This is a genomic window from Streptomyces sp. NPDC051018 (genome assembly GCF_044456085.1).
Lineage (GTDB): Bacteria > Actinomycetota > Actinomycetes > Streptomycetales > Streptomycetaceae > Streptomyces.
Genome location: NZ_JBITFN010000007.1, coordinates 116,771 through 139,719 on the forward strand (window position 1 = coordinate 116,771; position 22,949 = coordinate 139,719).

The 22,949-nt window shown below is 72.6% G+C and carries 19 protein-coding genes; 7 read left to right on the forward strand and 12 right to left on the reverse strand.

Features of this window, described 5'->3' with window-relative positions:
• Positions 1 to 552: 552 nt before the first annotated feature.
• Positions 553 to 1,311, reverse strand: coding sequence for an SIS domain-containing protein (locus ACIBCM_RS14485; RefSeq protein ID WP_399242928.1), 759 nt, complete (start codon positions 1,309 to 1,311; stop codon positions 553 to 555).
• Between the two features lie 231 nt (positions 1,312 to 1,542).
• On the opposite strand from ACIBCM_RS14485, the gene ACIBCM_RS14490 reads away from it, so the two are divergent.
• Positions 1,543 to 2,235 (forward strand): metal-dependent transcriptional regulator, encoded by a 693-nt coding sequence (locus ACIBCM_RS14490; protein ID WP_389273356.1) that lies wholly within the window; start codon positions 1,543 to 1,545, stop codon positions 2,233 to 2,235.
• A gap of 1,158 nt (positions 2,236 to 3,393) precedes the next feature.
• Complete coding sequence (locus tag ACIBCM_RS14495; protein WP_399243317.1) at positions 3,394 to 4,302, forward strand: alpha/beta fold hydrolase; 909 nt, start codon at positions 3,394 to 3,396, stop codon at positions 4,300 to 4,302.
• Between the two features lie 673 nt (positions 4,303 to 4,975).
• Here the strand turns inward: ACIBCM_RS14495 and ACIBCM_RS14500 are convergent.
• The 6 genes from ACIBCM_RS14500 to ACIBCM_RS14525 form a co-directional block, all read right to left on the reverse strand.
• Positions 4,976 to 5,410 carry a subtilase-type protease inhibitor gene (locus ACIBCM_RS14500; RefSeq protein WP_399242930.1) on the reverse strand — a complete coding sequence of 145 codons (435 nt, stop codon included), beginning with the start codon at positions 5,408 to 5,410 and terminating at the stop codon, positions 4,976 to 4,978.
• A gap of 509 nt (positions 5,411 to 5,919) precedes the next feature.
• A complete protein-coding gene (locus ACIBCM_RS14505) occupies positions 5,920 to 6,801 on the reverse strand; it encodes a hypothetical protein (RefSeq protein WP_399242932.1) in 882 nt (293 codons plus the stop codon).
• Positions 6,802 to 6,896: 95 nt separating this feature from the next.
• A complete protein-coding gene (locus ACIBCM_RS14510; protein ID WP_399242934.1) occupies positions 6,897 to 8,573 on the reverse strand; it encodes a transporter in 1,677 nt (558 codons plus the stop codon).
• Positions 8,570 to 8,815: a hypothetical protein gene (locus tag ACIBCM_RS14515; protein WP_399242936.1), complete on the reverse strand. Its 246-nt coding sequence runs from the start codon at positions 8,813 to 8,815 to the stop codon at positions 8,570 to 8,572. The genes ACIBCM_RS14510 and ACIBCM_RS14515 overlap by 4 nt, the downstream gene beginning before the upstream one ends.
• The gene (locus tag ACIBCM_RS14520) at positions 8,812 to 9,642 is read right to left on the reverse strand and encodes an ABC transporter ATP-binding protein (RefSeq protein WP_399242938.1); all 831 of its coding nucleotides are present in this window, start codon (positions 9,640 to 9,642) and stop codon (positions 8,812 to 8,814) included. The genes ACIBCM_RS14515 and ACIBCM_RS14520 overlap by 4 nt, the downstream gene beginning before the upstream one ends.
• Positions 9,643 to 9,729: 87 nt before the next feature.
• Positions 9,730 to 10,407 carry a bifunctional DNA primase/polymerase gene (locus tag ACIBCM_RS14525; protein ID WP_399242940.1) on the reverse strand — a complete coding sequence of 226 codons (678 nt, stop codon included), beginning with the start codon at positions 10,405 to 10,407 and terminating at the stop codon, positions 9,730 to 9,732.
• Between the two features lie 359 nt (positions 10,408 to 10,766).
• On the opposite strand from ACIBCM_RS14525, the gene ACIBCM_RS14530 reads away from it, so the two are divergent.
• Both ACIBCM_RS14530 and ACIBCM_RS14535 read left to right on the forward strand, forming a co-directional pair.
• Complete coding sequence (locus ACIBCM_RS14530; RefSeq protein WP_399242942.1) at positions 10,767 to 12,149, forward strand: transcriptional regulator; 1,383 nt, start codon at positions 10,767 to 10,769, stop codon at positions 12,147 to 12,149.
• A gap of 145 nt (positions 12,150 to 12,294) precedes the next feature.
• Positions 12,295 to 14,220: a hypothetical protein gene (locus ACIBCM_RS14535; protein WP_399242944.1), complete on the forward strand. Its 1,926-nt coding sequence runs from the start codon at positions 12,295 to 12,297 to the stop codon at positions 14,218 to 14,220.
• 1,011 nt (positions 14,221 to 15,231) lie between these two features.
• Here the strand turns inward: ACIBCM_RS14535 and ACIBCM_RS14540 are convergent.
• Positions 15,232 to 16,545, reverse strand: coding sequence for an ABC transporter substrate-binding protein (locus ACIBCM_RS14540; RefSeq protein ID WP_399242945.1), 1,314 nt, complete (start codon positions 16,543 to 16,545; stop codon positions 15,232 to 15,234).
• 173 nt (positions 16,546 to 16,718) lie between these two features.
• Between ACIBCM_RS14540 and ACIBCM_RS14545 the strand changes: the two genes are divergently transcribed.
• Positions 16,719 to 17,165: a hypothetical protein gene (locus tag ACIBCM_RS14545; protein ID WP_399243319.1), complete on the forward strand. Its 447-nt coding sequence runs from the start codon at positions 16,719 to 16,721 to the stop codon at positions 17,163 to 17,165.
• A 326-nt stretch (positions 17,166 to 17,491) separates the two neighbouring features.
• Positions 17,492 to 18,343, forward strand: coding sequence for a formyltetrahydrofolate deformylase (purU, locus tag ACIBCM_RS14550; RefSeq protein ID WP_399242948.1), 852 nt, complete (start codon positions 17,492 to 17,494; stop codon positions 18,341 to 18,343).
• Positions 18,344 to 18,514: 171 nt separating this feature from the next.
• Here the strand turns inward: purU and ACIBCM_RS14555 are convergent, their stop codons facing one another.
• Both ACIBCM_RS14555 and ACIBCM_RS14560 read right to left on the reverse strand, forming a co-directional pair.
• Positions 18,515 to 19,969, reverse strand: a complete 1,455-nt coding sequence (locus ACIBCM_RS14555) for a maleylpyruvate isomerase N-terminal domain-containing protein (RefSeq protein ID WP_399242950.1) — start codon at positions 19,967 to 19,969, stop codon at positions 18,515 to 18,517.
• Positions 19,966 to 20,547 carry an RNA polymerase sigma factor gene (locus ACIBCM_RS14560; RefSeq protein ID WP_399242952.1) on the reverse strand — a complete coding sequence of 194 codons (582 nt, stop codon included), beginning with the start codon at positions 20,545 to 20,547 and terminating at the stop codon, positions 19,966 to 19,968. The genes ACIBCM_RS14555 and ACIBCM_RS14560 overlap by 4 nt, the downstream gene beginning before the upstream one ends.
• Positions 20,548 to 20,814: 267 nt before the next feature.
• Between ACIBCM_RS14560 and ACIBCM_RS14565 the strand changes: the two genes are divergently transcribed.
• A complete protein-coding gene (locus tag ACIBCM_RS14565) occupies positions 20,815 to 21,330 on the forward strand; it encodes an EF-hand domain-containing protein (protein WP_399242954.1) in 516 nt (171 codons plus the stop codon).
• A 334-nt stretch (positions 21,331 to 21,664) separates the two neighbouring features.
• Here the strand turns inward: ACIBCM_RS14565 and ACIBCM_RS14570 are convergent, their stop codons facing one another.
• Positions 21,665 to 21,949, reverse strand: a complete 285-nt coding sequence (locus ACIBCM_RS14570; RefSeq protein ID WP_399242956.1) for a hypothetical protein — start codon at positions 21,947 to 21,949, stop codon at positions 21,665 to 21,667.
• Positions 21,950 to 22,204: 255 nt separating this feature from the next.
• Complete coding sequence (locus ACIBCM_RS14575; protein ID WP_399242958.1) at positions 22,205 to 22,666, reverse strand: hypothetical protein; 462 nt, start codon at positions 22,664 to 22,666, stop codon at positions 22,205 to 22,207.
• Positions 22,667 to 22,949 lie beyond the last annotated feature (283 nt).

The following is a 22,949-nucleotide window of genomic DNA, read 5'->3' on the forward strand; positions in this document are numbered from 1 at the left end:
CCCTCCGGCGTGGGCGACCATTCCAAGCCCGTCCGGTGTGTGGGTGGCTTTTTCAGCCTGTCCGGCGTTTGAGGACGGACGGTGGGCGGGGGGCCGTCCACGGTCCGGGTGGCGGTAACCACCGGGCGGGTCCGGTCGCGGAGTCCACCGGGCCGGTTCGGTGTGGGCGGTCATTTTCAGCCTGTCCGGCGTTTGAGGACGGACGGTGGGCGGGGGGCCGTCCACCGTCCGGGTGGCGGTAACCACCAGGCTGGTTCGGTCGTGGAATCCGCCAAGCTGGTCCGGTGTGCGGGTGGCTTTTTCAGCCTGTCCGGCGTTTGAGGACGGACGGTGGGCCGGGGGCCGTCCATGGCCCGGATGGCGGTAACCACCAGGCCGGCCGGGGCACGGCCACCACCAAGCCCGTCCGGCGTTTGAGGACGGAGAACGCGCCCAGACGCGGCCACGGGCAAAGACGCCCGGGCCCCGGGAGCCCGGAAACCAGGGCCCCTGGGGCCAAGACCTCAGGACCGGGACCATGAGGGGTCCGAGGGCCCCTCACCCTCGTAACACCTACCCGTGCCGGAAGAAGATCCGCTCCCGGTACTCCGCCATCACCCTCCCATTCCACTCATGCCCCCCGTCCACATTCCCCGACCTCAGCAGCGGCGGCTCCACCCCCTTCTCCACCAGGCGTTCCGCCGCCGCCGCCATCGTGGCCTGCATCAGGGCGCTGGTGACGACAGTCGAGGCGGGGGCGAAGGGCGCCTCGATGCCCTCATGGGTGAGTTCCGCGTCGCCGACGGAGATCTTGGAGTCGAGGACGACGTCGCAGTGGTCCTTGAGGAAGGTGCCGGAGACATGCCGGGACGTGGTGGCGTCCGCGTACGCGACGGAGGTCACGCCTATGACCTTCAGCCCGAGCGCCCGCGCATTGACCGCCATCTCGACGGGGAGCGCGTTGCGGCCGGAGAGGGAGATGACGAAGAGGAGGTCACCGGCGCGCGCGGGGCTGGTGTCGAGTACGGCCGCAGCGAGGCCGTCGACCCGCTCCAGCGCCGAGCCGAGTGTCGCGGGCACGACATCGACGCCGACGACGCCGGGCACGGCGAGCAGATTCATCACGGCGAAGCCGCCGGCCCGGTAGACGACGTCCTGGGCGGCCAGGGACGAGTGTCCCGCGCCGAAGGCGAACAGGCGGCCGCCCGAGGTGATGGTGTCGGCGATCGCCGCACCCGCGGCCGCGATGTTGTCCGCCTCCTCGTTCCGTACACGCGCGAGCAGATCGATCGCCGCATCGAAGAACTGACCGGCCAGCTTGCTCTCGCTCATCGCCGAGCCCTTTCAGGGGGTCGATACCCGAATACGGTACGTATGCATTCGGGTACACAGAGAACAGGAAATGCGCCGGGGAATGCCCGCGCCGCGGATCACGTTGGGGTCTGGGCCGATGCGCTGTCAATACGGCCTCGGCCCCGGCTTGCCCGAGCGCGGCACGGTTGTCGGCGCGATGCGTAAGAATTGGGTCCGGGGCCGCAGCGCACGATTCTTCGAGGGGCACGTATGTCCGGTTTGATCGACACGACGGAGATGTACCTCCGCACCATCCTCGAGCTGGAGGAGGAAGGTGTGGTTCCTATGCGCGCCCGTATCGCGGAGCGGCTCGACCAGAGCGGTCCCACGGTGAGCCAGACCGTGGCCCGCATGGAGCGGGACGGTCTGGTGACGGTCGCGGGGGACCGCCATCTGGAGCTGACGGAGGAGGGCAGGCGGCTGGCGACGCGCGTGATGCGCAAGCACCGGCTCGCCGAGTGCCTGCTCGTCGATGTGATCGGCCTGGAGTGGGAGCAGGTCCACGCCGAGGCGTGCCGCTGGGAGCATGTGATGAGCGAGGCGGTGGAGCGCCGTGTGCTGGAGCTGCTGCGCCACCCGACCGAGTCTCCGTACGGGAATCCCATCCCGGGCCTGGAGGAGCTGGGCGAGAAGGCGGAGGCCGACCCCTTCCTGGACGCGGGCATGGTCTCGCTCGCGGATCTGGACCCGGGCTCGGACGGCAAGACCGTGGTGGTCCGCAGGATCGGCGAGCCCATCCAGACGGACGCCCAGCTGATGTACACCCTGCGCAGGGCGGGCGTGCAGCCCGGCTCGGTCGTGAGCGTGACGGAGTCGGCGGGCGGGGTGCTCGTCGGCAGCGGCGGTGAGGCGGCGGAGCTGGAGTCCGATGTCGCCTCGCATGTGTTCGTGGCCAAGAAGTAGCGGAGCGGCGCGGGATCCGGCCGTCGGCGCTGTCCCCGGGCGGGGCGAACTGTCCTGCCCGTCCGGCGTTCGAGGGCGGACGGTGTCTGCGGGCGGGGGTGAACTGTCCAGCCCGTCCGGCGTTCAAAGGGCGGACGGTGTCTGCGGGCGGGGGTGAACTGTTCAGCCTGTCCGGCGTTTGAGGACGGACCTGGGCCCCGGTGCGGGGGTTCTTGTTCTTCCAGCCTGTCCGGCGTTCGAGGATGGACGGTGTCCTGCGTGCGGGTGTGAACTGTCCAGCCTGTCCGGCGTTTGAGGACGGACCTGGTGAGAGGGCCGGTCACTCGGCGAGAACCTTCGGGGGAGTCCCTGCCCTGCCCCAGGTGATGCTGAAGGGCCCCGGGCGGGGCCGTCCCCTCGCCGTCGCGGCTCCGCGGAGGACGGCCCCTCCGCCCCCGAGCCGACGCGTGCCGGCCTCCCGCGACCGCACGGGCCGGGCGCCGTAACCCCGCCCCTTCGGGGGTTCCCGGTGCCCGGGTGCCCGCAGTCGTCTGAAGCGTTCCCCGTGAAGCGATTTCCGTCCGGAATGGCAGCGCCCGGGCGAATCGCGTGCCACGCTGGGGTTGAGGCATATGACCCACGGCCGGGGAGGGATCAGGGTGATGCGCCCCTCGTACGCCCCGCGCGCACCGCAGCGCGGACGGCGCGACCCGTATCGCCGGATCCGCCCGTACCACCGCCACCCCCGCCACCGGCCGCCCCGGCGTGATCGCCCTCCGGGGCCGCCCCCGGACCTCTCCCCGGGACCTGAACCGCACCCGGCCCGGGCCCTGAGGTCTGGACCGCACCCGGCCCCCATCGCCCCCCGCCCCCGCTCGGCCGACTCGACGAACTCGGCGGAGAAGAGCCCCGGCACCCATGGGTGCCGGGGCCTGTCCTCCCCTTTGCTGACCCGGAGCCCCGAGCTCCCAGGGTCATTCCCCTCGGACCGCCTTCCCCGATCGGCCCGCCTCCCGCAGAAGATCTCCCCCCGGCGGCGCACGCCAATCCCCGAGCATGGTCACTCGAACGAGGGGTGTTGCCTGGCGGAAGCATGCATTCGAATAGGAGTTCGATAAGCTGGGGGTGCGGTGGATGGCCGATCGGGACGACCGGGCGACAGAAGGGGGTGCCAGGCACATGGTGCGGCGCATCGACGTGACCGGAATCAACGGCGCACGCCTGGCCGCCTGGGAGTTCGCCGATCCGCCCAAACCGTCCGGCGGGCCGGCCGGCAGCGCCCCGGGCGCCGATCCCGGCCACGCGCCCGCCGTTTTACTGCTCCACGGCCTGATGGGCCGCGCGTCGCACTGGGCGCCCACCGCCCGCTGGCTGGCCGAGCGGTATCGCGCGGTCGCCCTCGACCAGCGGGGGCACGGCCGCAGCGACAAGCCCGCCGAGGGTCCCTTCACCCGTGACGCGCATGTGTCCGACGCCGAGGCCGCCGTCGAACAGCTGGGCCTCGGCCCGGTGACCCTCATCGGGCACTCGATGGGCGCGCTCACCGCCTGGCAGCTCGCGGCCAAGCGCCCCGACCTCGTCCGGGCCCTGATCATCTGCGACATGCGGGCGTCGGCGCTCGGCGCGGCCTCCCAGCGCGAGTGGGAGAGCTGGTTCCGGGCCTGGCCGGTCCCGTTCGCGACGCTCGCGGATGTGCGGAGGTGGTTCGGCGAGGACGACCCCTGGGTGGAGCACCCCACGCCCGCGCGCGGGGAGTTCTACGCGGAGGTGATGGCGGAGCGGGCCGACGGCTGGCGTCCGGTGTTCTCGCGCCGCCAGATGCTCAGGGCCCGGGAGACCTGGGTCCACGACGCCCACTGGGACGAGCTGGCCCAGGTCCGCTGCCCGGCCCTGGTGGTCCGTGGCATCGACGGCGAACTGGGCCGGGCCGAGGCCCAGGAGATGGTCAGGGTCCTCCCTCTCGGGCAGTACGCGGAGGTGGCGGACGCGGGCCATTTGATCCACTACGACCAGCCGGAGGGCTGGCGCGCCGCGATCGAGCCTTTTCTCGACTCCGTACGAAGGGGGGACCATGCCCCGGGAGCGTAGGGGCGGGGAGGGCTCCGGCGGACCCCACGCGCCCGGGCCTCGGGATGCGCGGCCCCCGACCGTCGGGTTGCTGCCCGCCGGGCCTCTGCCCGCCGGGTACGACGGCGGGGCCTTCGCCCACGACGGCAGGACGCTGTACGCGTATGTGGGACCCGCCGACATCCTCGCGGCCGTGCGCCCCGGGAGCGAGGGACGGATCGTCGGCACCCGCGACGCGTTCGGGGGCTGGGCCGCAGCCCAGAGTCCGGACGACTTCCGGGAGCCCTTCACCTATGTCGTCGACCCGCCCGGCCGTATACGGCTCGCGCCGAGGCGCAGCGAGCACGTCGCCTGCGCGGGCGGCGGCCCGGTGCTGGCGGCGGGGAGATCGCCTTCGGCCGCGATGGCGACGGCTGGGCGGTCGTCGAGGTCAGCAACCAGTCGACCGGCTACTGCCCGGACCCCGGCTGCTGGCCGGCGGTCGCGGGCGCGCTGGACCGGGTGGGGCTGGGCCGTCCCGGTGGGTTCACGCACGAGATCGTCTTCCGCCGCTGCACCGAAGGCGGTTGCGGGCGGATCGGTGTCGTCCGGGACGGCGACCATGTGTGTGTCTTCTGCGGGGGAGAGCTGCCGGCCCGGTGGAACATCGCCTGACGGTGACGACCACGATCACACGGCGGTCCGGGAGCGCGGTTCAGAAGGCGAAGACGGCTCCGAGGGCCGCCCGCATCTCACAGCCGTTGTTGTACGTCCCGGACCAGTCGACCCGCTTGCCCTGCCAGACACCGCTCGCGGCGGCCGTGACCGGGGACCACTCCCGGGTGCACATCGTGTACGGAAGGGCGGACGGCAGGGCGCCGAAGTCACCGCCTGCCGCGCCCAGTTCCCGGCAGGCGTCCTCGGGCGCGGGGTGGGTGCCCCCGGCGCTCGGGGCGCAGCTGAGGGTGACCGCACGGTCGACGGAGGCGGCGGTGTCCTTTCCGACGGTGAGCACCAGCGCGGACGGAGCGTACAGCCCGCTCGCCGTGGCGGGCCGGTCGACGACGGGCTCGGCGGCGCGTGCGCTGCCGGTCACGGCCCCGCCCAGCGCCAGAGCGACGGCGGCCGTGACAACAGCGCGGCCCCGCACGGCCCGTACGCCACCTGCGGTCCGTACGCCACCCGCGGTCCGCGCTGTCCGCCCCGGCGCTCCCGCCGACCCCGACGCCCCGGACCTCACCGTCGGCTCCGCCCGGTCGGCCCGTCCAGCCAGTTCCGTCGCCTCAACCCCGTCAGTCCGGTTGGGCCTCACGGACCTCGCCGACCCCGTTGATCGCATGGTGAAACTCCTTTGCCGCGAGGGTGGTTGCGGTAGGGAGTCTTCCGTACGCACACGGTGAAAGCGCGCGGAGTGGTGGCTTCCGAGGGTGAGTGACCCGAACGGGGTGGCCGCACGGCCGTTCGGGCCGCACGGACGGCCCCGGCTGCCCCGCCCGGCCGGTCCCCGGCGGGGTGTCCGGAAGCGTTCACGGGGCGGCGACGCCTCCCCCTGGGCCCGGCGGCCCGGGAGGTGCCCCCACCCCTGGCCCGGCGGACCCGGATGCCCCGCCCCGGACCCCACGGCCACCGGCACACCACTCCGGCCACCGCGCACTCGCGTCAGCCGATCGGCCTGCGCATCTCCTGACGGACCTTCACCGTGGCCTCCGCGACCTCCTTCAGGTCGACGGCGGCCGGGGTCATGCCCATGCTCTCGGGAGTGGCCAGTGAGACGGACATATTGGTGTTGTCATCGGCCCAGGCGCACATGGGGATCGTGGCCCTGCCGCCGTCCGACTGGTCGGAGACGAGGACCTGGCACTCCACCCGCACCTCCGAGCCCTCGGGGGTGTAGTCCTTCGGCGGCACCGCGATGGTGGTGCCCTTCGCCTTGCCGCCGCCCCTGAGGATCGACTCCAGCGCCTTGTCGGGCTCGGCGATACGGCCGTGGAGCCCCGAGACGACCACGATCCCGGCCTTCGCGCCGTTCAGCGAGGTGTACTGGGCCACCGTCGACTTGGGCTCGCGGATGACGGCCTGGCTCGCGTTCTTCAGCTGCTCCTGGGTCTGCTGGGACATGTCGCCGGCGAGTTCGTACTTGCCGTCGAGCAGGGTCGAGGGGAGCGTCAGCTCGTACTTCGCCTCGGGGAAGACCTCGCCGCTCTCACCGTCGTCGAGGAAGACGTAGTAGCCCAGCCAGGCGAGGACGACCGCCCCCACGACGGCCAGCGGCACACCGATGAACCACTTCCGGGCCTTGTCCGGAGCGGGCGGCCGCGGCGAGCCCCAGCCGCCCGGAGCCCCGTACCCCTGCTGCGGCGGGAACGGCTGCGGAGAGGTCGCAGGCCCGTAGCCCTGCTGCGAAGGGTGGGGCTGCTGGGCGCCGGGCTGCCCGTACCCCGGCTGGGCCGGCCCCGGCTGGGGGAACTGCGGCTGTTGCCCGTACGGGCTCCCGTAACCCCCCTGCTGGGGCTGCTGATGCGGCTGTGGCGGCGTCGACATGAGCAGCAACCTACGTCACCGCCCCCGGCGTCCACCTCCCCATATCGGCCCGGGGCTCCTGCCCCGACCCCGCCCCCGCGCCCGGCCGGCCCGGCTCAGCCCTTGCTGACCGCCGTCAGGATCTCCGGGAGCCGCTCGGCGGTCCGCGGGGCGGCCAGCCGTACGCCCGCCCAGCCGAGCAGCAGCCCGTAGACGGCCCCGAGGGGCAGCAGCAGCCACAGATCGCCGTGCCCGTCCGTCGTATGCATCCAGACCGTCAGCGCGATCAGCGGCCCGGACAGCAGGCCGGACGCGAAGATCCCGCCGAGGGTCGAGAACCAGGCCAGCGCGCCCTGTCCCGGAGCGGCGTTCTTGTATCCGCTGTCCTGCGGGATGGAGTACGGGAAACGGGCGGACGCCAGCGCGCCCGTCCCCAGCATCGCGCCGAGCACCGCGAAGGACAGTCCCAGCGCCGAGGGGGTCGCCTGCCAGTCGCCCAGGACGACGGCCGTCAGGACGGTGACCACGACCGAGTACGGGAGGGCGATCAGCAGCAGGGCCAGTGCCCGCGCCCGCAGCTCCGCGTACGCCTCCCGGGTCGTGGAGATCGTCTGCGCGACCAGCCAGAACGCCGAGCTGTCCTGCCCGAACTGGTTGTACATCATCATGCCCAGCATGCCGGTGGCGAACGACGCGAAGTACAGGGAGCCGACGCCCTGGACCGCGTTGAACAGCGGCACGATCAGACCGACCGCCAGCATCGACACCCAGGCCGCCTTGGTCTTCGGATCGCGCCACACATAGCGCAGGCTGCGCTGCATCACCGTGCCCGTGCGGCCCCCCGGCAGCAGGCGGTGCAGGCCCCTGGAGCCTTCCCCGGCGGTCCGCTCCGCCGCCGCGGCGATCGTCGAGCCGTCGGGGGTGGTCATCAGCCGTGTCAGGCTGCGCCGCCACCACCACAGCAGGACGTACAGCGCCGCGCCCGACAGGGCGAGCTGGGCCAGTGCGAGCCCGTGGGCGCCCTCGCTCGCGGAGTCGATCGCGTCGATCGCCGAGGCAGGCGGCAGCCACCGTACGACGGAGGCCGCCGGGTCGAGCCCCCCGAGTCCGGCGTCCGACGCCCCGAGGCTCTGGACACCGTAGTTGACGGCCTGGATGCCGATCGCGATCACCAGACCGCTCAGCAGCGCCAGATCACGTCCTTTACGGGAGGTCAGCAGCCGGACGTTGGCCGCCACGACCGCGCGCGCCAGCGCCACGCACACCAGCAGCGTGAGCGGTACGGCGACCACGGAGACGGCGAACGCGAAGAGGCCGTGGGAGAGCGCGATCGCCGACCCCAGCAGCAGACAGAGCGAGAACAGCGGTCCGATGCCCACCAGCGACGCCGTGAGCAGCGCGGTGACCAGCGGCCCCGGGCGCAGCGGCAGCATCACGAGCCGGGTCGGGTCCAGCGTCTCGTCACCGCCGGGGAAGAACACCGGCATCACCGCCCAGCCGAGGGCCAGTACGCCCGCCAGCAGGACGACGAGGGACTCCGCGTGGTCGTGGCCGCGCAGCAGGACCAGACCCAGCAGCTGGCCGAGGGCGAAGAGCAGGGTGAGGACGAGGGAGGCGACGAACACGATCCGGCGGCCGGACGACTGGTGCAGTCCGTTGCGCAGGAGCGACAGCTTCAGCCGGACGAAGATCCCGGCGAGCCGCCCGGTGGCCACCGTGTGCTCGGGTGCCGGGCCCACCGCGGCTCCGGCATCGGCCCCGCCGCCCGCCGCGACGCCCGGTGCCGCGCTCACCGCGCACCGCCCGTCACGGTCACGCCCGTCACCGTCACGCCTGCCACGGTCATGTCGGCCACCGTGTCATCGGCCACCGTGAGACCGCCCGCTATCCCGCCCGTCACCGAACCGCCCGCCGCCGTCCCGCCCGTTGCGGAACCACGCGTCACGGAGCCGCCCGTCACCGAACCGCCCGTTACGGAACCGCCCGGCATCCAGCCCTCCGTGAACCGCGCCGCGAACCCCTCCGCCGTACTCACCGCGCACCGCCGCTGCCGCCGCCGAGCCAGTCCAGCGACTCACCGGTGTCCCGTGCGTTCGCGCCGACGAGTTCCAGGAACGCGCTCTGGAGCGAGGGCGCGTCACCGCGTACGTCCGCGATCGGCCCCTGGGCCCGGATCCGGCCCGCGGCCATCACCGCGACCCAGTCGCACAGCGACTCCACCAGTTCCATCACATGGCTGGAGAAGACAACGGTCGCGCCCGAGCCGGTGTACCGCTCCAGAACCCCGCGGATCGTCTGCGCCGAGACCGGGTCGACCCCCTCGAACGGCTCGTCCAGGAACAGCACCTCGGGGTTGTGCAGCAGTGCGGACGCCAGCCCGATCTTCTTGCGCATACCGGTCGAGTAGTCGACGACGAGCTTGTGCTGGGCACCGGAGAGATCCAGGACGTCGAGGAGCTGGGTGGCGCGCTTGTCGACCTCGTCCCCCGGCAGGCCCCGCAGCCGTCCGCTGTAGGCGAGCAGTTCCCGGCCGGAGAGGCGTTCGAACAGCCGCAGCCCTTCCGGCAGTACCCCGATCCGGGACTTCACCCGGACCGGGTCGCGCCACACGTCGTGCCCGCCGACCTCCACCAGGCCCTGGTCCGGGCGCAGCAGCCCGGTCACCATGGACAGGGTCGTCGTCTTGCCCGCGCCGTTCGGTCCGACGAGCCCGATGAACCTGCCCGCCGGGAGCGTGAGGTCGATCCCGGCGACGGCGATCTGCTCACCGAAACGCTTCCACAGACCCTCGACGCGCACGGCGGGCGGCGCCGTCGGCGCCCCGCCCGCCTCCGCGGCTGCCGCCGCCTGGTCCTCCGGCATGATGCCCCGCCTCCCGGTGGTCCCGTGTCCCGCGTACCGGTGCGGTGGACGCGGTGTCGGGGGCCACCCTATGGGGGTCCCGCCCGGTCAGCCCCTGCGGGTCCGCGCCGCCGCGGCATCGCGTCCACAGGCGTACGCGAGGGGGCTCAGCAACTCGGCCGCCTCGGGCAGCCACCGGTTGGCGGGGGTGGGCCGGCGGGCCCACTGCACCGCGCCGCGTCCCCCGACCCGGGTCGGCGGGGCGGCGATGTAGTGGCCGTCGCCACGGGCGACCAGATCGATCGAGGAGGGCGCCCAGCCCAGCGTGCGGATCAGCTCGGGGACCTTGACGGCCGCGCCCGGCAGGACGAAGAAGAGCATCCTGCGGTCGGGGGTGCAGCTCACCGGGCCGAGCGGCAGATCCATCCGCTCCAGCCGGGCGAGCGCCAGAAAGCCCGCGGACTCGGGCAGGTCGAGTACGTCGAACGTACGACCCGTGGGCAGCAGGATCGACGCCTTCGGATGCTTCCCCCACATCCGACGGGCGGCGGCGGCGCTGCCGGTCGCCTGGGTCGCCCACTCCGGCCCGGTCGCGTGCGCGCCCGGAGCGGGGCAGTCGGTGTCACCGCACGAGCAGAACTCGCGGCCCTCCGACGCCTCCAGCCAGGTCCCCGGGAACACGTCCCAGTGCCGCTCCTCCGCGTACCGCACGGCGTGATCCAGCAACTGCTCACCTCTCTGCTGGGGGATCTGTGCGGCCTCTGCGACTCCGATGGTCTCTTCCACGAACCACTCAACTCCCGCGGTCACCAGGGGTTACGGGCGGCCTACGGACCGCCCCGGGAGCATGATCCCGCATATGGGGCGCATGGATGCACATACGGGGGCGCGCATGTACACGGGGTGAGGATGCGGGTATCCACTGGAAGGGGGTCGTCCGCGCGCGGACGCGCACCGGTCCGGGCGGATACAGCGGATACACCTGACGAGGGCCGAGTTCCGGAGAACGTCGGGCGAAGGACCGGGTTTCTGGGAAACTTCCGGGATTCTGGAAAAACCAGACCAAGTCAGAGAAGTCTGCATTCTCCGTATATCAGCCGGGCAGTGATCAGGGCGTTGATCACCGCGGCCATCAGGGGGTTTTCATGGCAGCCAGGCCACTCGTCGCCCGCCAGCCGAACGAACGGCTGCAGGCGCTCATCCAGGAAGCCGGGTGTTCCAACGCCGGGCTCGCCCGGCGCGTCAACATGGTCGGCGCGGAACGGGGTCTCGATCTGCGGTACGACAAGACGTCGGTGGCGCGCTGGCTGCGCGGTCAGCAGCCGCGCGGGCGCGCGCCGGGGATCATCGCGGAGGCCCTCGGCCGGAAACTGGGACGTACGGTCACGATCGACGAGATCGGCATGGCCAACGGCAAGAACCTCGCGTCCGGTGTCGGGCTCCAGTTCTCGCCGACCGTGCTGGGCGCGATCGAGCAGGTCTGCGAGCTGTGGCGCAGCGACGTCGGCCGCCGCGACTTCCTCTCCGGGGCGTCGGTCGCCGCCTCCGCGCTCGTCGAGCCCAGCCGCGACTGGCTGATCACCGGCGCGGACTCCCAGGTCGCGCGTACGTCCGGGGCCCGGGTGGGCAGTTCGGACGTCCAGGCCGTACGGGCGATGACGGCCGCCCTCACCGATCTCGACCACCGCTACGGCAGCGGGCACATCCGTCCGGTCGTGGTCCACTACCTCAACTCGGTGGTGTCCGGGCTGCTCTCGGGCTCGTACCGGGAAACGGTCGGCCGCGAACTGTTCGCCGCGGTCGCCCGGTTGACGGAACTCGCCGGGTACATGGCCGTCGACACCGGGCAGCCGGGGCTCGCCCAGCGCTACTACATCCAGGCGCTGCGGCTCGCCCAGGCGGCCGACGACCGCGGATACGGCGGCTATGTGCTCGCCGCGTCCATGAGCCATCTCGCGGCCCAGCTCGGCAATCCGAGGGAGATCGCCCAACTGGCGCGCGCCGCGCAGGAGGGCGCACGCGGGCAGGTCACCCCGCGTGCGCAGGCCATGTTCTACGCCGCCGAGGCGCGGGGGCACGCCCTCCTCGGGGACGCCCGCACCTGTCACACCGTGGCGGGGAAGGCGATCGCCGCGATGGAGCGGGCCGAGCCGGAGTCGGCCGACGACCCGCCGTGGATCGCCCACTTCGACCACGCCTATCTCGCGGATGAACTGGCGCACTGCTACCGCGATCTGGGCCAGGCGGAGGCGGCGGCGCGTCATGCCGCGGAGGCGCTGGAGGGCCACCCCGAGTCCCGGGCCAGGCGGCGGGCGATCGGGCTGGTCCTGCTGGCGACCGCGCAGGTGCAGCAGCGCGAGGTGGAACAGGCGTGCCACACCGGCACCCGCGCGGTGGAACTGCTCGGGAAGCTGCGCTCCAGCCGGGGCGCGGAGTATCTGGACGACCTCCAGCAGCGTCTGGAGCCGTACGCCGACGAGCCGTCGGTACGGGAGTTCGGGGCGCGGGTGGAGCTCCAGGCGGCGTGATGCCCGTCATACGGAGCGTCATCGCGGGGCGTTGAACAGCGTCTTCGGCGGCCGTGTCGTCACACCGTCCACAGGTGTGTGCGCGGGGTTGAACCACCCGGTAGCGTGAACCGACGGTGACGTTGGTCCACACGTAGGAGTTCCGGTGACGCACAGCGGACAGGGTGACGAGCGGCGGCTGCCCGACGCCCGCCCCGCGCACGAAGGCGTCGTGCTGCCCGCCGACGGATCTGACCCCCTGATACCGGGCGCTCCCGGTGACCGGCCCCAGGCGGCACCGGCGGGCGGTCTCCCGTGGGGGGAGCCCTGGGGGCCGCGCGAGCCCGTCCAGGGCGCACCGGAGGCGCACGGGGACGGCTGGGGGGAGGAGCCGCGGCACGGCTACGGCGTCCGCTCCCAGCCCCTGCCCGAGGCGCAGCCGTCGCCGGGGCTCCCGGGGGCGCTGCCGCCCCAGGCGCCGCCGGGAGGCCGGTTCGCGGGCCCGGGACCGGCCACCGGGCCGGGGGCGGGAGCCGGGGGGACCTACGGGCCGCCGCTGCCGGGGTCCGGGCAGGCCGCCTCGCGGGCGGCGGCGGACGGTGCGCCGGTACCGGATCTGCCGGGCGCGCCTTTGGCTCCGGGCCTCCCGGGTGCGCTGCCGCCCGCTGACGGGATGTACCACCCGGCCGGGAACGGGCAGCCCTTGTACGGCGGTGCCTTCCCGGGAACGGGAACGGGAACCGGGACCGGCACAGGGGCCTGGCCCCAGCAGGAGCCGCACGGGCAGGCTCAGGGGCCGGCGGACGGTGCGTCCGCCGGGGTGCCGCTGCCGCAGCAGGGCGCCGCCGCCTACAGCCCCACGGACGCGACGCAGTTCATCCCGCCGGTCGCGGCGGCGGGGCCCGTCGGGGCCGCGGACGCCACCCAGTTCATCCCGCCCGTGGCGGTGTCGGGGCCCGTCGGCGCGGCGGACGCGACACAGCACCTCCCGCCGGTCCCGCAGCACGGGGGACCGGGGGCGGCGACGGCGTACCCGGGGGCGGGAGCACTGCCGGGTTCCGGCGCGGGAGCCGGGCCGGTTGCGCCCGAGGCGGCCACGCAGTTCCTGCCACCGGTTCCGGCCGGTCAGCCGGCGCCCGCGGCGATGCAGGCCCCCGCGGCGATGCCGGGCCCGCCGCCCGCGGCCCCCGGCGTGGGGCCCGGCGCTCCGGGCGAGCGGCAGCCGCCCGCCGAGTTCGACAGTCTCTTCCGTACGGACGCGGCCCCGGGCACGGCGCCGTCCGGCCACCACCGTGCGGACCCCACCCAGCAGATGCCCCGTATCGACGGCGGACCGCAGCCGGTGGGCCTTCAGCCGACGGGCTATCAGCAGCACCAGGGGCCGCCCCGGTTCGGCCGTGACGACGCCGGAGGGCGCCAGGGGCGCGAGGAGCGCGAGGAACGGCGGCGCAAATCCTCGCAGCTGGCCGTCATGGGCGCCGTGGTCGTCGCCTGCGCGGTGCTCGGACTCGGTGTGAGCGCCGCGCTGTTCAGCGGCGGGGACGACGACAAGAAGGACGGCTCGGACCGGAAGAACGCCGCCGCGGCGACCCCCGCGCCCTCGGTGAGCGCCCCGGCGGCGCCCGCCCCCCAGGACCCGGTGAAGACCCAGGCCGAGGCGCTCGACAAACTGCTCGCGGACAGCAACGACAGCCGTGCCGCAGTGATCCGTTCGGTGGAGAACATCAAGAAGTGCAAGGACCTCGACCAGGCGGCCGGTGATCTGCGCGGGGCCGCCGACCAGCGCCGGGGCCTGGTGACCCGGCTGGGGGAGCTGAGCATCGACAAGCTGCCCCGCAACGCCGAGCTGAGCGCGTCCCTGATCGAGGCGTGGCAGTCGTCCGCGAAGGCGGACGACCACTACGCGGCCTGGGCGGTCCAGGTCAAGGGCAAGAAGGGCTGCAAGAACGACCGGGCGCGCACCACTCGCCAGACCGTCCTCGCCACGACCGCCAGCGGCGACGCGACCAAGGCCAAGCGCGAGGCGTCCAAGCTGTGGAACTCCATCGCGGCCAAGTACCAGCTCACCGAGCGCCGCAGCGAACAGCTCTGACGGATGCGACGGATCCGACGGTACGACCGGGGCCACGGTGTGCCGCCCCGGCCCCGAGCCGTCCGCCGGGGCTCGCCGGAGCAGTGGTTCGACGCGGCCGGGCGGTCCCGGGGTGTACGGACTCCGTCGGTGCGTTGCCTTTGGCGGCGTGGTGACCTGTCGGTGCGGGCGGTCCGCCGACGTCTGACGGACAACCGGTCCGAGGGGCAACCTGTTTGACGGGTCGGCGGCGGGGTCGTCCACCGGCGGCTCGCCGGAGCGGTGGTCCGGCGGTGTGACGGACCGCCCCGGACAGAGTGCGACAGCCGCGGTGAACGGGTCGCCCGGGACACTCCGCCGATCTCACCGGACGGCCTCCCGCGATCTCGCTGATGACCACTGGCCGCCCAAGCGGGTCCGGGGCGTACGGACTTCGCCGGTGCGTTGCTTCTTGCGGAGTGGGGGCTGTTGGCGCGGCGGTCCGCCGACACCTGAGCGACTGGCGGTCCGAGGGCGGCCGACCGGGTGGGCAGCCGGCCTGATCGGCAGACCGTCCGACGGGCAACCGTGCTGACGGCAACCGGTCTTACGGTCAACTGGCCTGATGAGCACCGGGACTGACGGACAGCTCGTCGGATCGGCACCCCGTCGGATGGGCGCTCCCTCTGGCGTGCAGTTGGCCGGACGGGCGACCTGCCGGACGGGCGACCGGACTGACCGGTGACCTCGGATGCGCACCCGTCTGGCGGAGAGCCCGACGGACAACCGCTCTGACCGGCAACCCGTGCGACGCGCAGACGGTCTGACGGACCGCCCGTCCGACGGCGCGGCGACCGGCGCGCCTGCGGGAGGCCGGCAACGGACCTGACGGGCCATCCGTCGGGGGACCACCGGGCTGATCGGCACACGGACTGGCGACAACCGGCCTGACGGGCAACCCGTCTGACGGGGTACCCGGACTGACGGGCAGCCCGGCGGCCAGGCGGCCGTATGACCGGAAACCCGTCCGGACGGACAACCCGCGGACGGGCGTCAGCCCCTGACGGACGCCGTCAGCGTCTCGCTGACGTCCACGAAGCCCTTCTGCTGTGCCACCAGCCGTCCGTCGCGCACGACCTGGAACGTCACGCCCCGGTTGACCACCCGCGGATAGCCGGGGGCGCCGAGCATGTCGTCGTGGTCCCAGCGCAGTGAGGGGGTCAGCCCTCCGGTGGAGACCTGGAGTCCGCGGTCGAGGACCCGGGAGATCTTCCCGGGGGTGATCTCGTCCGAGTCGAGTGCCTGTACGACCGCGCTCAGCACCGTGTACGCGATCCATGTCGTCTGCACGCCCGCGTCGGCGGCGTCGATGCGGTTGTCGCCGAAGGCGTGGGCCTCGATCACGTCCTGCATCTCCCGCCAGCGCGCATCGCCCGCGTCCGGGTACCACCCGGTGATGAACGCGCCCTCGAAGGGGCCGTTGCGTCCGCCCGTACGGTCGATGAGGGACTGGCCGACGCTGCCGAGGACCGAGGAGACCTTCACGGAGCGGTCGTCGGCGGGCAGCCTGCGGAAGGAGTCGAAGAAGGTCTCGGTGTGCTCGCCGAGCGCGGCCGTGACACAGCCCGGCCGGGGGTCGTCCGAGTCCTCGGCCCCGGCGCCGGCCTTCGAACGGGCCCGGCTCGCATGGCTGGTGTACTCGGTGGCGTCCTCGGGGGCCAGGATGTCCGTGGAGGAGCTGTGACCGCCCTTCGAGAGCCCGGCGTTCAGCAGCAGCGGCATCTCGTCACCGGCGAGCGAGTCGGGCCGTACGAGCGCGACCCGGCGGCAGACGTCCGCCAGTTGGAGTCCGTGCCCCGCTATGAGGGCGCCCTGGCCCCCGTTGACGGGATAGGACCGATAGCTGGTGAACTCCTCCCGGGAGATGCCGTATCCACCGATGAAGGGGATGCCGGCGGCCTGGAGCGGGGCCATGAAGGAGCTGCCGTGCTGGCTGTACGAGCCGACGACGGCGTCCGCGTTCTCGTCGACCGCGCGCCGGGCGCACGCGCGCGCGCCGGTCGGGGTGTTCTCCTCGTTGCAGGTGATCACCTCCAGCTCATGTCCGTCGATACCGCCCCGGGAGTTCACCCAGCGGGCATACGCTGTGGCCATGGCGGGCATCCCCGGCATATTGGTCGCCTGGGTCCCTTCGGGTGCAAAAGTCATCACCTTGATGGATTCACGGGAGCCGTCGGAGGTCCCGGGGATCGCCCCGCATCCGGTGGCCAGCACGGAGCCGGCGGCAACGGTGGCGGGAATGCGAAGGGCGCGAATCCGTGCGGCCCATGAAGGGCGGGGGGTGGAGGAACGTCGCCTACCGGTCATGCGCCGCCACATTTCCGCTGTCGAGGTAACGGCGGAGTGTGCGTGGTTGGCCGAAAGGTGACCGGAAGATGAACAGCGGGGGTTTTTCCGGGCCGTCACGATGAGAACGTACGATCGAGGATGTGCAGCAAGCTCCGGTCTCCTCTTCCCGTCGCACCCGTCGCTCCTCCACCATGGGCGGTATGCCGCTCAACGACATGCCCTGGTGGCGCTGGCGCACACAGGTGCGCTCGGCGCTCCATATGCTCTCCGACCCCGTGTTCCATCAGGAGACCTGGCTGGCCGGCCGGGAGGGGTACGGAGATGTCACCGACGCCGTCTACCGGCTGGTCGAGGACACCTGGCTCGACAACTGGTCCGCGGAGAAGTACGTCGGCACGATATTCCGCGACGCGAACGAGGCCGCGCTGGTCGACGCCGCGGTGCTGCGCGTGCTGCGGATCATGCACCAGGTGGGCGCGGACGCCCCCGTCTCGGCGTATCTGGAGCACCCCGGCTGGCCCGATGCGGTGCGCGCCGCCCGTGAGGCGCACACGCAGCTCGCGGCGAACGACGGCGAGGACCCCGACACTCCGCCGAGGTCGCTGGACGTGTTGCGGATCATGACCCGTACGGCGTGACCGCCGGCCCGCGGCTCCGTGGGCACGGGACCGCCGGCCCGTGGCTCCGCAGGTGCGTGCCTCTTAGGCATGACCTGTACGTGTGACCCGTACGCGCACACCGTACCCGTGACCGGTCCGCGCACACCGTACGCGTGATCGCTGTGCGGGCGCGGGGTTCGGGGCGCCGGGCGCTGTCTGCCGGGCGCGGTGGGGCGGGTCTGCGTGATCCGGGCGGCGGGGGCCGGTGTGGGGTCCGTACGGCGGCCTGTGCGTGACCGGCGACGAGCCGTTCCGCACGCTGGACGGAATCCGCCCGGGGGCCGCCGGTGTGGCACCCTACGAGGATGACCGACCAGTACGTCCTGACGCTCTCCTGCCCGGACAAACAGGGCATCGTGCACGCCGTGTCGAGTTACCTCTTCATCACTGGCTGCAATATCGAGGACAGTCAGCAGTTCGGGGACCGGGACACGGGTCTGTTCTTCATGCGGGTCCACTTCTCGGCCGACGCCCCCGTGACCGTCGACAAGCTGCGCGCCAGCTTCGCCGCCGTCGGGGACTCCTTCCAGATGGACTGGCAGATCCACCTCGCCGACGAGCCCATGCGGATCGTCCTCATGGTGAGCAGGTTCGGCCACTGTCTGAACGATCTTCTCTTCCGTTCCAGTATCGGCGCCCTGCCGGTCGAGATCGCCGCGGTCGTCTCCAACCACCGTGACTTCGCCGAGCTGGTCGGCTCGTACGGCATCCCCTTCCACCACATCCCGGTCACCAGGGAGAACAAGGCGGAGGCGGAGGCGGAGCTGCTGGAGCTGGTGCGGAAGGAGCATGTCGAGCTGGTGGTGCTCGCCCGCTATATGCAGGTCCTCTCCGACGATCTGTGCAAGCAGCTCAGCGGCCGGATCATCAATATCCACCACTCCTTCCTCCCGAGCTTCAAGGGCGCCAAGCCGTACCACCAGGCCCATGACCGAGGGGTGAAGCTGATCGGCGCGACCGCGCACTATGTGACGGCGGACCTCGACGAGGGCCCGATCATCGAGCAGGAGGTCGAGCGCGTCGGCCACGCGGTCACCCCGGAGCAGCTGGTGGCGGTCGGCCGGGACGTGGAGTGCCAGGCGCTCGCCCGCGCGGTGAAGTGGCACGCGGAACACCGGATCCTGCTGAACGGCAGGCGTACGGTCGTTTTCACCTGAGCCCTCCCGCCGTCGCCCGGGCCTTCTCGCCGTCGCCCGAGTCCCTCCGGCCTTCGCCCGGGTCACGGCAAGGCCCGTGCCCGGACCTGCCACCGGGACGGGGGCCGGGCGGGGCCGTGGACTGTGAAGGGCCCGCCATACGCTCCCGTCTCCAGGCCGTCGCCGGGCCGTCTACAGCCGGCTGAGCGACGCGGCCGCGAAGAGGACGTCCCTGATCGCCTCCCGGTCGCCGACCTGGCCCGCCGCCGCTTCCTCCGGTGGTACGTGACCGGCCACCAGACGGCAGAACTCGACCCCGTCGAGCGCCACTTGGGCCACCGTGTGGTCCGGGGAGCCGAGGGCGGCCGGGGAGTCGAGCGCGATGTACCAGTCGCCGCCGCCCGCGCCCTCGACCTCCAGATGCAGGGAGCGCCCGGGGGCTCCGGCCGTCACGAGTTCCCTGGCCGGGGCGGCGAGACCCGCGCGGCGCCGGCCCGCGAGCGCGGCGGGCAGCAGCCGTGCCGCGAGATCGATCATCCGGTGCAGATGCGAGCCGCGCGGCGGGTCGTACGGATAGGCCACCGCGCCCGCGATGTCGTCCGCGTGCATCCAGCACTCGAAGGCGCGGTCGAGGAGGGAGTCGCGCAGCGGCAGTGCGAAGTCGCCGTAGGAGACGGGCATATCGGCGACACCCTGGCCCGCGAAGGACACCGTACGGACCAGGGTGTGGCTCTGGTCGCGCCAGGTGGCACGCACCCCTCGGCCCGCCGGGTGGTACTCCGCCCGCCAGAACTTCTCCGTACGCTCCTGCGGTCCCCGGGGCGCGGCCCTGCCGACCGGATCGTCCAGTCCGAGGGCACCCGCCACCAGTCCGTCGACGGTCATCAGATGGCCGATCACCCCGGCGACGGTCGTCCTCCGGTTCACCGCCTCCGTGCCGTCGAACCACTTCAGCCGCACCGGCGCGTGCCACTCCGCGTCGCCGATGTCCCGCAGCAGGGCGTCGAGCCGCGCGGTCTCGGCATCGTACGGAGCCGCCCACTCCGGTACGGGGATCCGGGCCGGCCTGCGGACCAGGCAGGTCTCCAGCACCCGGAACCGCAGCGCCGGATTGAGATCGAGATCACGCTCGGTGTGCAGCAGTTCGACCGCGCTCCGCAGGCGGAGGGCCTCGTCCGCGCAGACCGCGCAGTCGCCGAGGTGTGCCTCGACGGCCGAGGTCTCCTCGGCGGAACAGGCGGACAGTGCCCAGGCGCCGAGGAGGGACTTCAGTACGCCGTGGGAGGGGCCTTCGTCCGCCGGTGGTTCTGGCGATTGGGGTGATTGGGGTGATTCAGGTGTGCTGGGCATATCGGCCTCGGCCGTGTTCGCGGGTGGGTCGGACCGGGCGGCCCCGCGGGGCCTCGGCACCACGGCCGGTGCCTCGGCGGGCCGGTTCGGTGCTCCGGCCGGACCGGGCGCTTCGGAGGGCCCGGACACTTCGATGGGCCCGGGCGGAGTTCCGGCGGATCCGGGCGCTTCGGCGGATCCGGGGGGCGCTTCGGCGGGCCGGGGCGGTTCGAGGTCGTCCCCGGCCGCACGCGGGCCCGGTATGCGCGGAGCGTCCCGTACCTCCTCGGGGTCGTCGTCCTTCAGGGGCCCGTTCACAGAGAGCGTCCGTAACCGGGCGGGGACGAGCCTTCGATCGGGCGGGTGTGCGCGGTGGACAGCAGTTGCAGTCCGAGCCGCAGCCTGCGGCGGGCCTCGTCCTCGGTGACCCCGAGGTCGTGGGCGGTCTGCCGGTAGTCCCGGCGCTGGAAGTACGCCAGCTCCAGGGCGGCCCGCAGGGGTGCGGGCATGGAAGTGACTATGTAGTCCGCGCGGGCCGCCGCCGCGGCCCTGCGCACCTTCTGCTCCAGTTCCTCCGTCGAGCCCTCGCCGCCGTCCGCGAGCGCCTCGGCGCCGGTCCGGCGCAGCCGCTGGACGGCCTGGTTGTTGGTCACCCGGGCGACCCAGGAGCGCAGGGAGCCCTGCTTCGGGTCGTACGCGTCGGGGTTCTCCCAGACGTAGCCGAAGACCTCACGGGTGATCTGGTCGGCCGCGTCGTCGTCGTCGAGGACCCGGTGGGCGAGGCTGTGCACGAGCGAGGCGTACTTGTCGTAGAGCTCGCCGAGGGCCGCCGCCTCTCCCCGCGCGAGCCGCTGCTGCATTTTGCGGTCCCAGCGCGGCTGCGTGTCCTTTGCCATGAGAACCCCGAGTCCGCCTCTGCGTAGTGCTTCCGTACCTGTCCGTGCGCATCCTCCTTCTCGAATGTAATGCGCGCGGAGACTTACGCACGCCCCTTTGCTTCAAGTGCGCCCCCGGGAGAGGCCGGAGATGGTAGGGGAACCGGGGCTCCGTACCCTCCTTCGAAACTGTGATCAGATCTTCACCCCGCGTTTGTTTACGGTTCCGGCGGGGGCAATTGGCGGGTACGTGCACGCGTCGGGGTCACGGGGTCGTACTCTCCCCGCATGGACAGCGCAGAGTACGAGCGCAAGATCGCGTCTCGCTTCGCCGCCTTCGATCAGGACGGCAACGGCTATATCGACCGCGAGGACTTCAGCGGAGCGGCTGCCGCGCTGCTCGCGGAGTTCTCCACGACCGCCCGCTCGGAGAAGGGCCAGGCCCTTTACAACGGCGCGGAGGCGTTCTGGCAGGGTATGGCCGGGATCGCCGACGTGGACGGCGACCAGCGGGTGAGCCGTCAGGAATTCGTCACGGGGGCGGTCAAGCGCCTCCGGGACAACCCCGATCGCTTCGCCGAGATCGCGCGGCCCTTCCTGCAAGCGGTCCTCGCCGTCGCCGGCGAGGACGGATCGGGGATTACCCTCTCGGCGGCGGAGCGGGTCCTGCGGGTCCTGGGCGTCGAGCCGGGGATCGCGCGGGACGTCACGGTCGCGCTGGACGCGGACGGCGACGGCCGTATCGGCGAGGACGAGGTGCTGTCGGCGTTCGCTTCCTACTATGTGACGCCGGAACACCCGTAGGCCGGCGGAAAACCCGTGGTGACGCCGGAACGTCCGTGGTGATTTCAGAGCACTCGTAGCGCCGGCGGAACAACCGTAGGCTCAAGGTCCGCTCGTCCCTGGGAGGCGCCCGGGGCGGGCGGTCCGGCTTGTCCGGGCGCACTGCGGGCGGAGCCTGCCGGGCGGCGGACCGGCTGGGCGGGCGGGCGGCCGGGAGCGAACCGGCGGGCTACCGGCTCAGGGCTCCTGGGGCGTAGGGCCTCCCGGGCAAAGGGCCGTCGAGGCAAGGGCGTCGGGGCCCGGGGTTTCCCGGAGCCGGGGCTTCCCGGCTCGGTGCGGAGACGGCGGGCCCGACTCAGGGCGTCGGCGCGAAGACCATCCGTACGATCGCCGTCAGGGCGAACGCGGCGGGCAGGGCGTACCACCACAGCCGCCGCCCGGGCCGGAGCCCGACCACGACGGCGGTGAAGCCCGCCGCCAACACCTCGACCACCAGCACCGCGGTGCCCAGCCAGCGCACCATGGTGGTGACACCGGTGTCCCAGGGGCCTTCCGGCTCGGTCACCAGGGCGATGAGCAGGAGAAGCCCGCCGGCCATGTGCAGGGTGAGGGCGATCGCCGCACAGAGCGCGCTGCCCACGAGAGCCGCCCTGCTCCTCGGCCCTCTTGCTGCGCGCGCCGGGCCCGCCTCCGGTCCCGTGTCCGTGCCGGTCATTCAGGACCCGCCTTGTGTCGTCCGGTTGCCCGCTGCCGCCCCTGCCAGTATCCCGGAACGGCGGGCGGTCCTCGGAAGACGACCACCGGCGCGGGATCGGTCACCCCGGGCATGGATTCGGGGTGGACTCTCCCCTCCGGGAGAGTCCACCCCTGGTGCCGGGCGGCCGGGAGGGGCCCCTCAGTCGCGCCGCAGCATCTGTGCGATGACGATGCGGGTTTCCCAGGCGAGGGCGGCGGTGAAGAGGGGCGGCCAGATGATGGGGCCGAAGGCGTAGAAGACCATGACGGCGAGGGGGATCCAGCCGTTGCGGGCGATGCGTGCGGCGATGCTGTGGGTGCCGGTGGTGCGGGTGATGAGGTCGGGTGCGAGGAAGAAGAGGACGGCGGCGGTGGTGGTGGGCAGTCCGTACTTGGCGGACTCGAAGATCGCGAACGCGGTGAGCAGGACGGCGAGGGTGCCCCATCCCCAGACCCGCCCGCGCGGACGCGCGCCCTTGCCGGGCGTGGCCCCGCCCGTCGTGCCCGGCTCCCAGTCCGTGCCCGTCGTCGCGGGACCCGCGGTCGCCTGGGCCGTAACGGCGGCTCCAGCCGTTCCCGTGGTGGTCGCCGTGTTCGCCGCTGCCGTGGTCCGAACGTTCATCGTGGTCTCCCCGCTTCGGTGGCTAACGGTGTTAGCCGGTAAGAAGGACTATAGGGCTAACGGCGTTAGCCGTCCAGGGGTTCACGGGAGGAATTCACGAAGTGCCGTGCCCCGAGCCGTCGGCGGGGCCGGGTGACGGGCGGGACCTTCCCGGAAAACCCGGGCCCCGTGGGCGCGGTCGGCGGATGGGACGCCAGGACCCCGGGGCACGTACCCAGGTCGGCGGAACGGTTCGTAAGCTCCCCGGACGGACGGACGGACGGAAGGACGGACGGACGGCGCG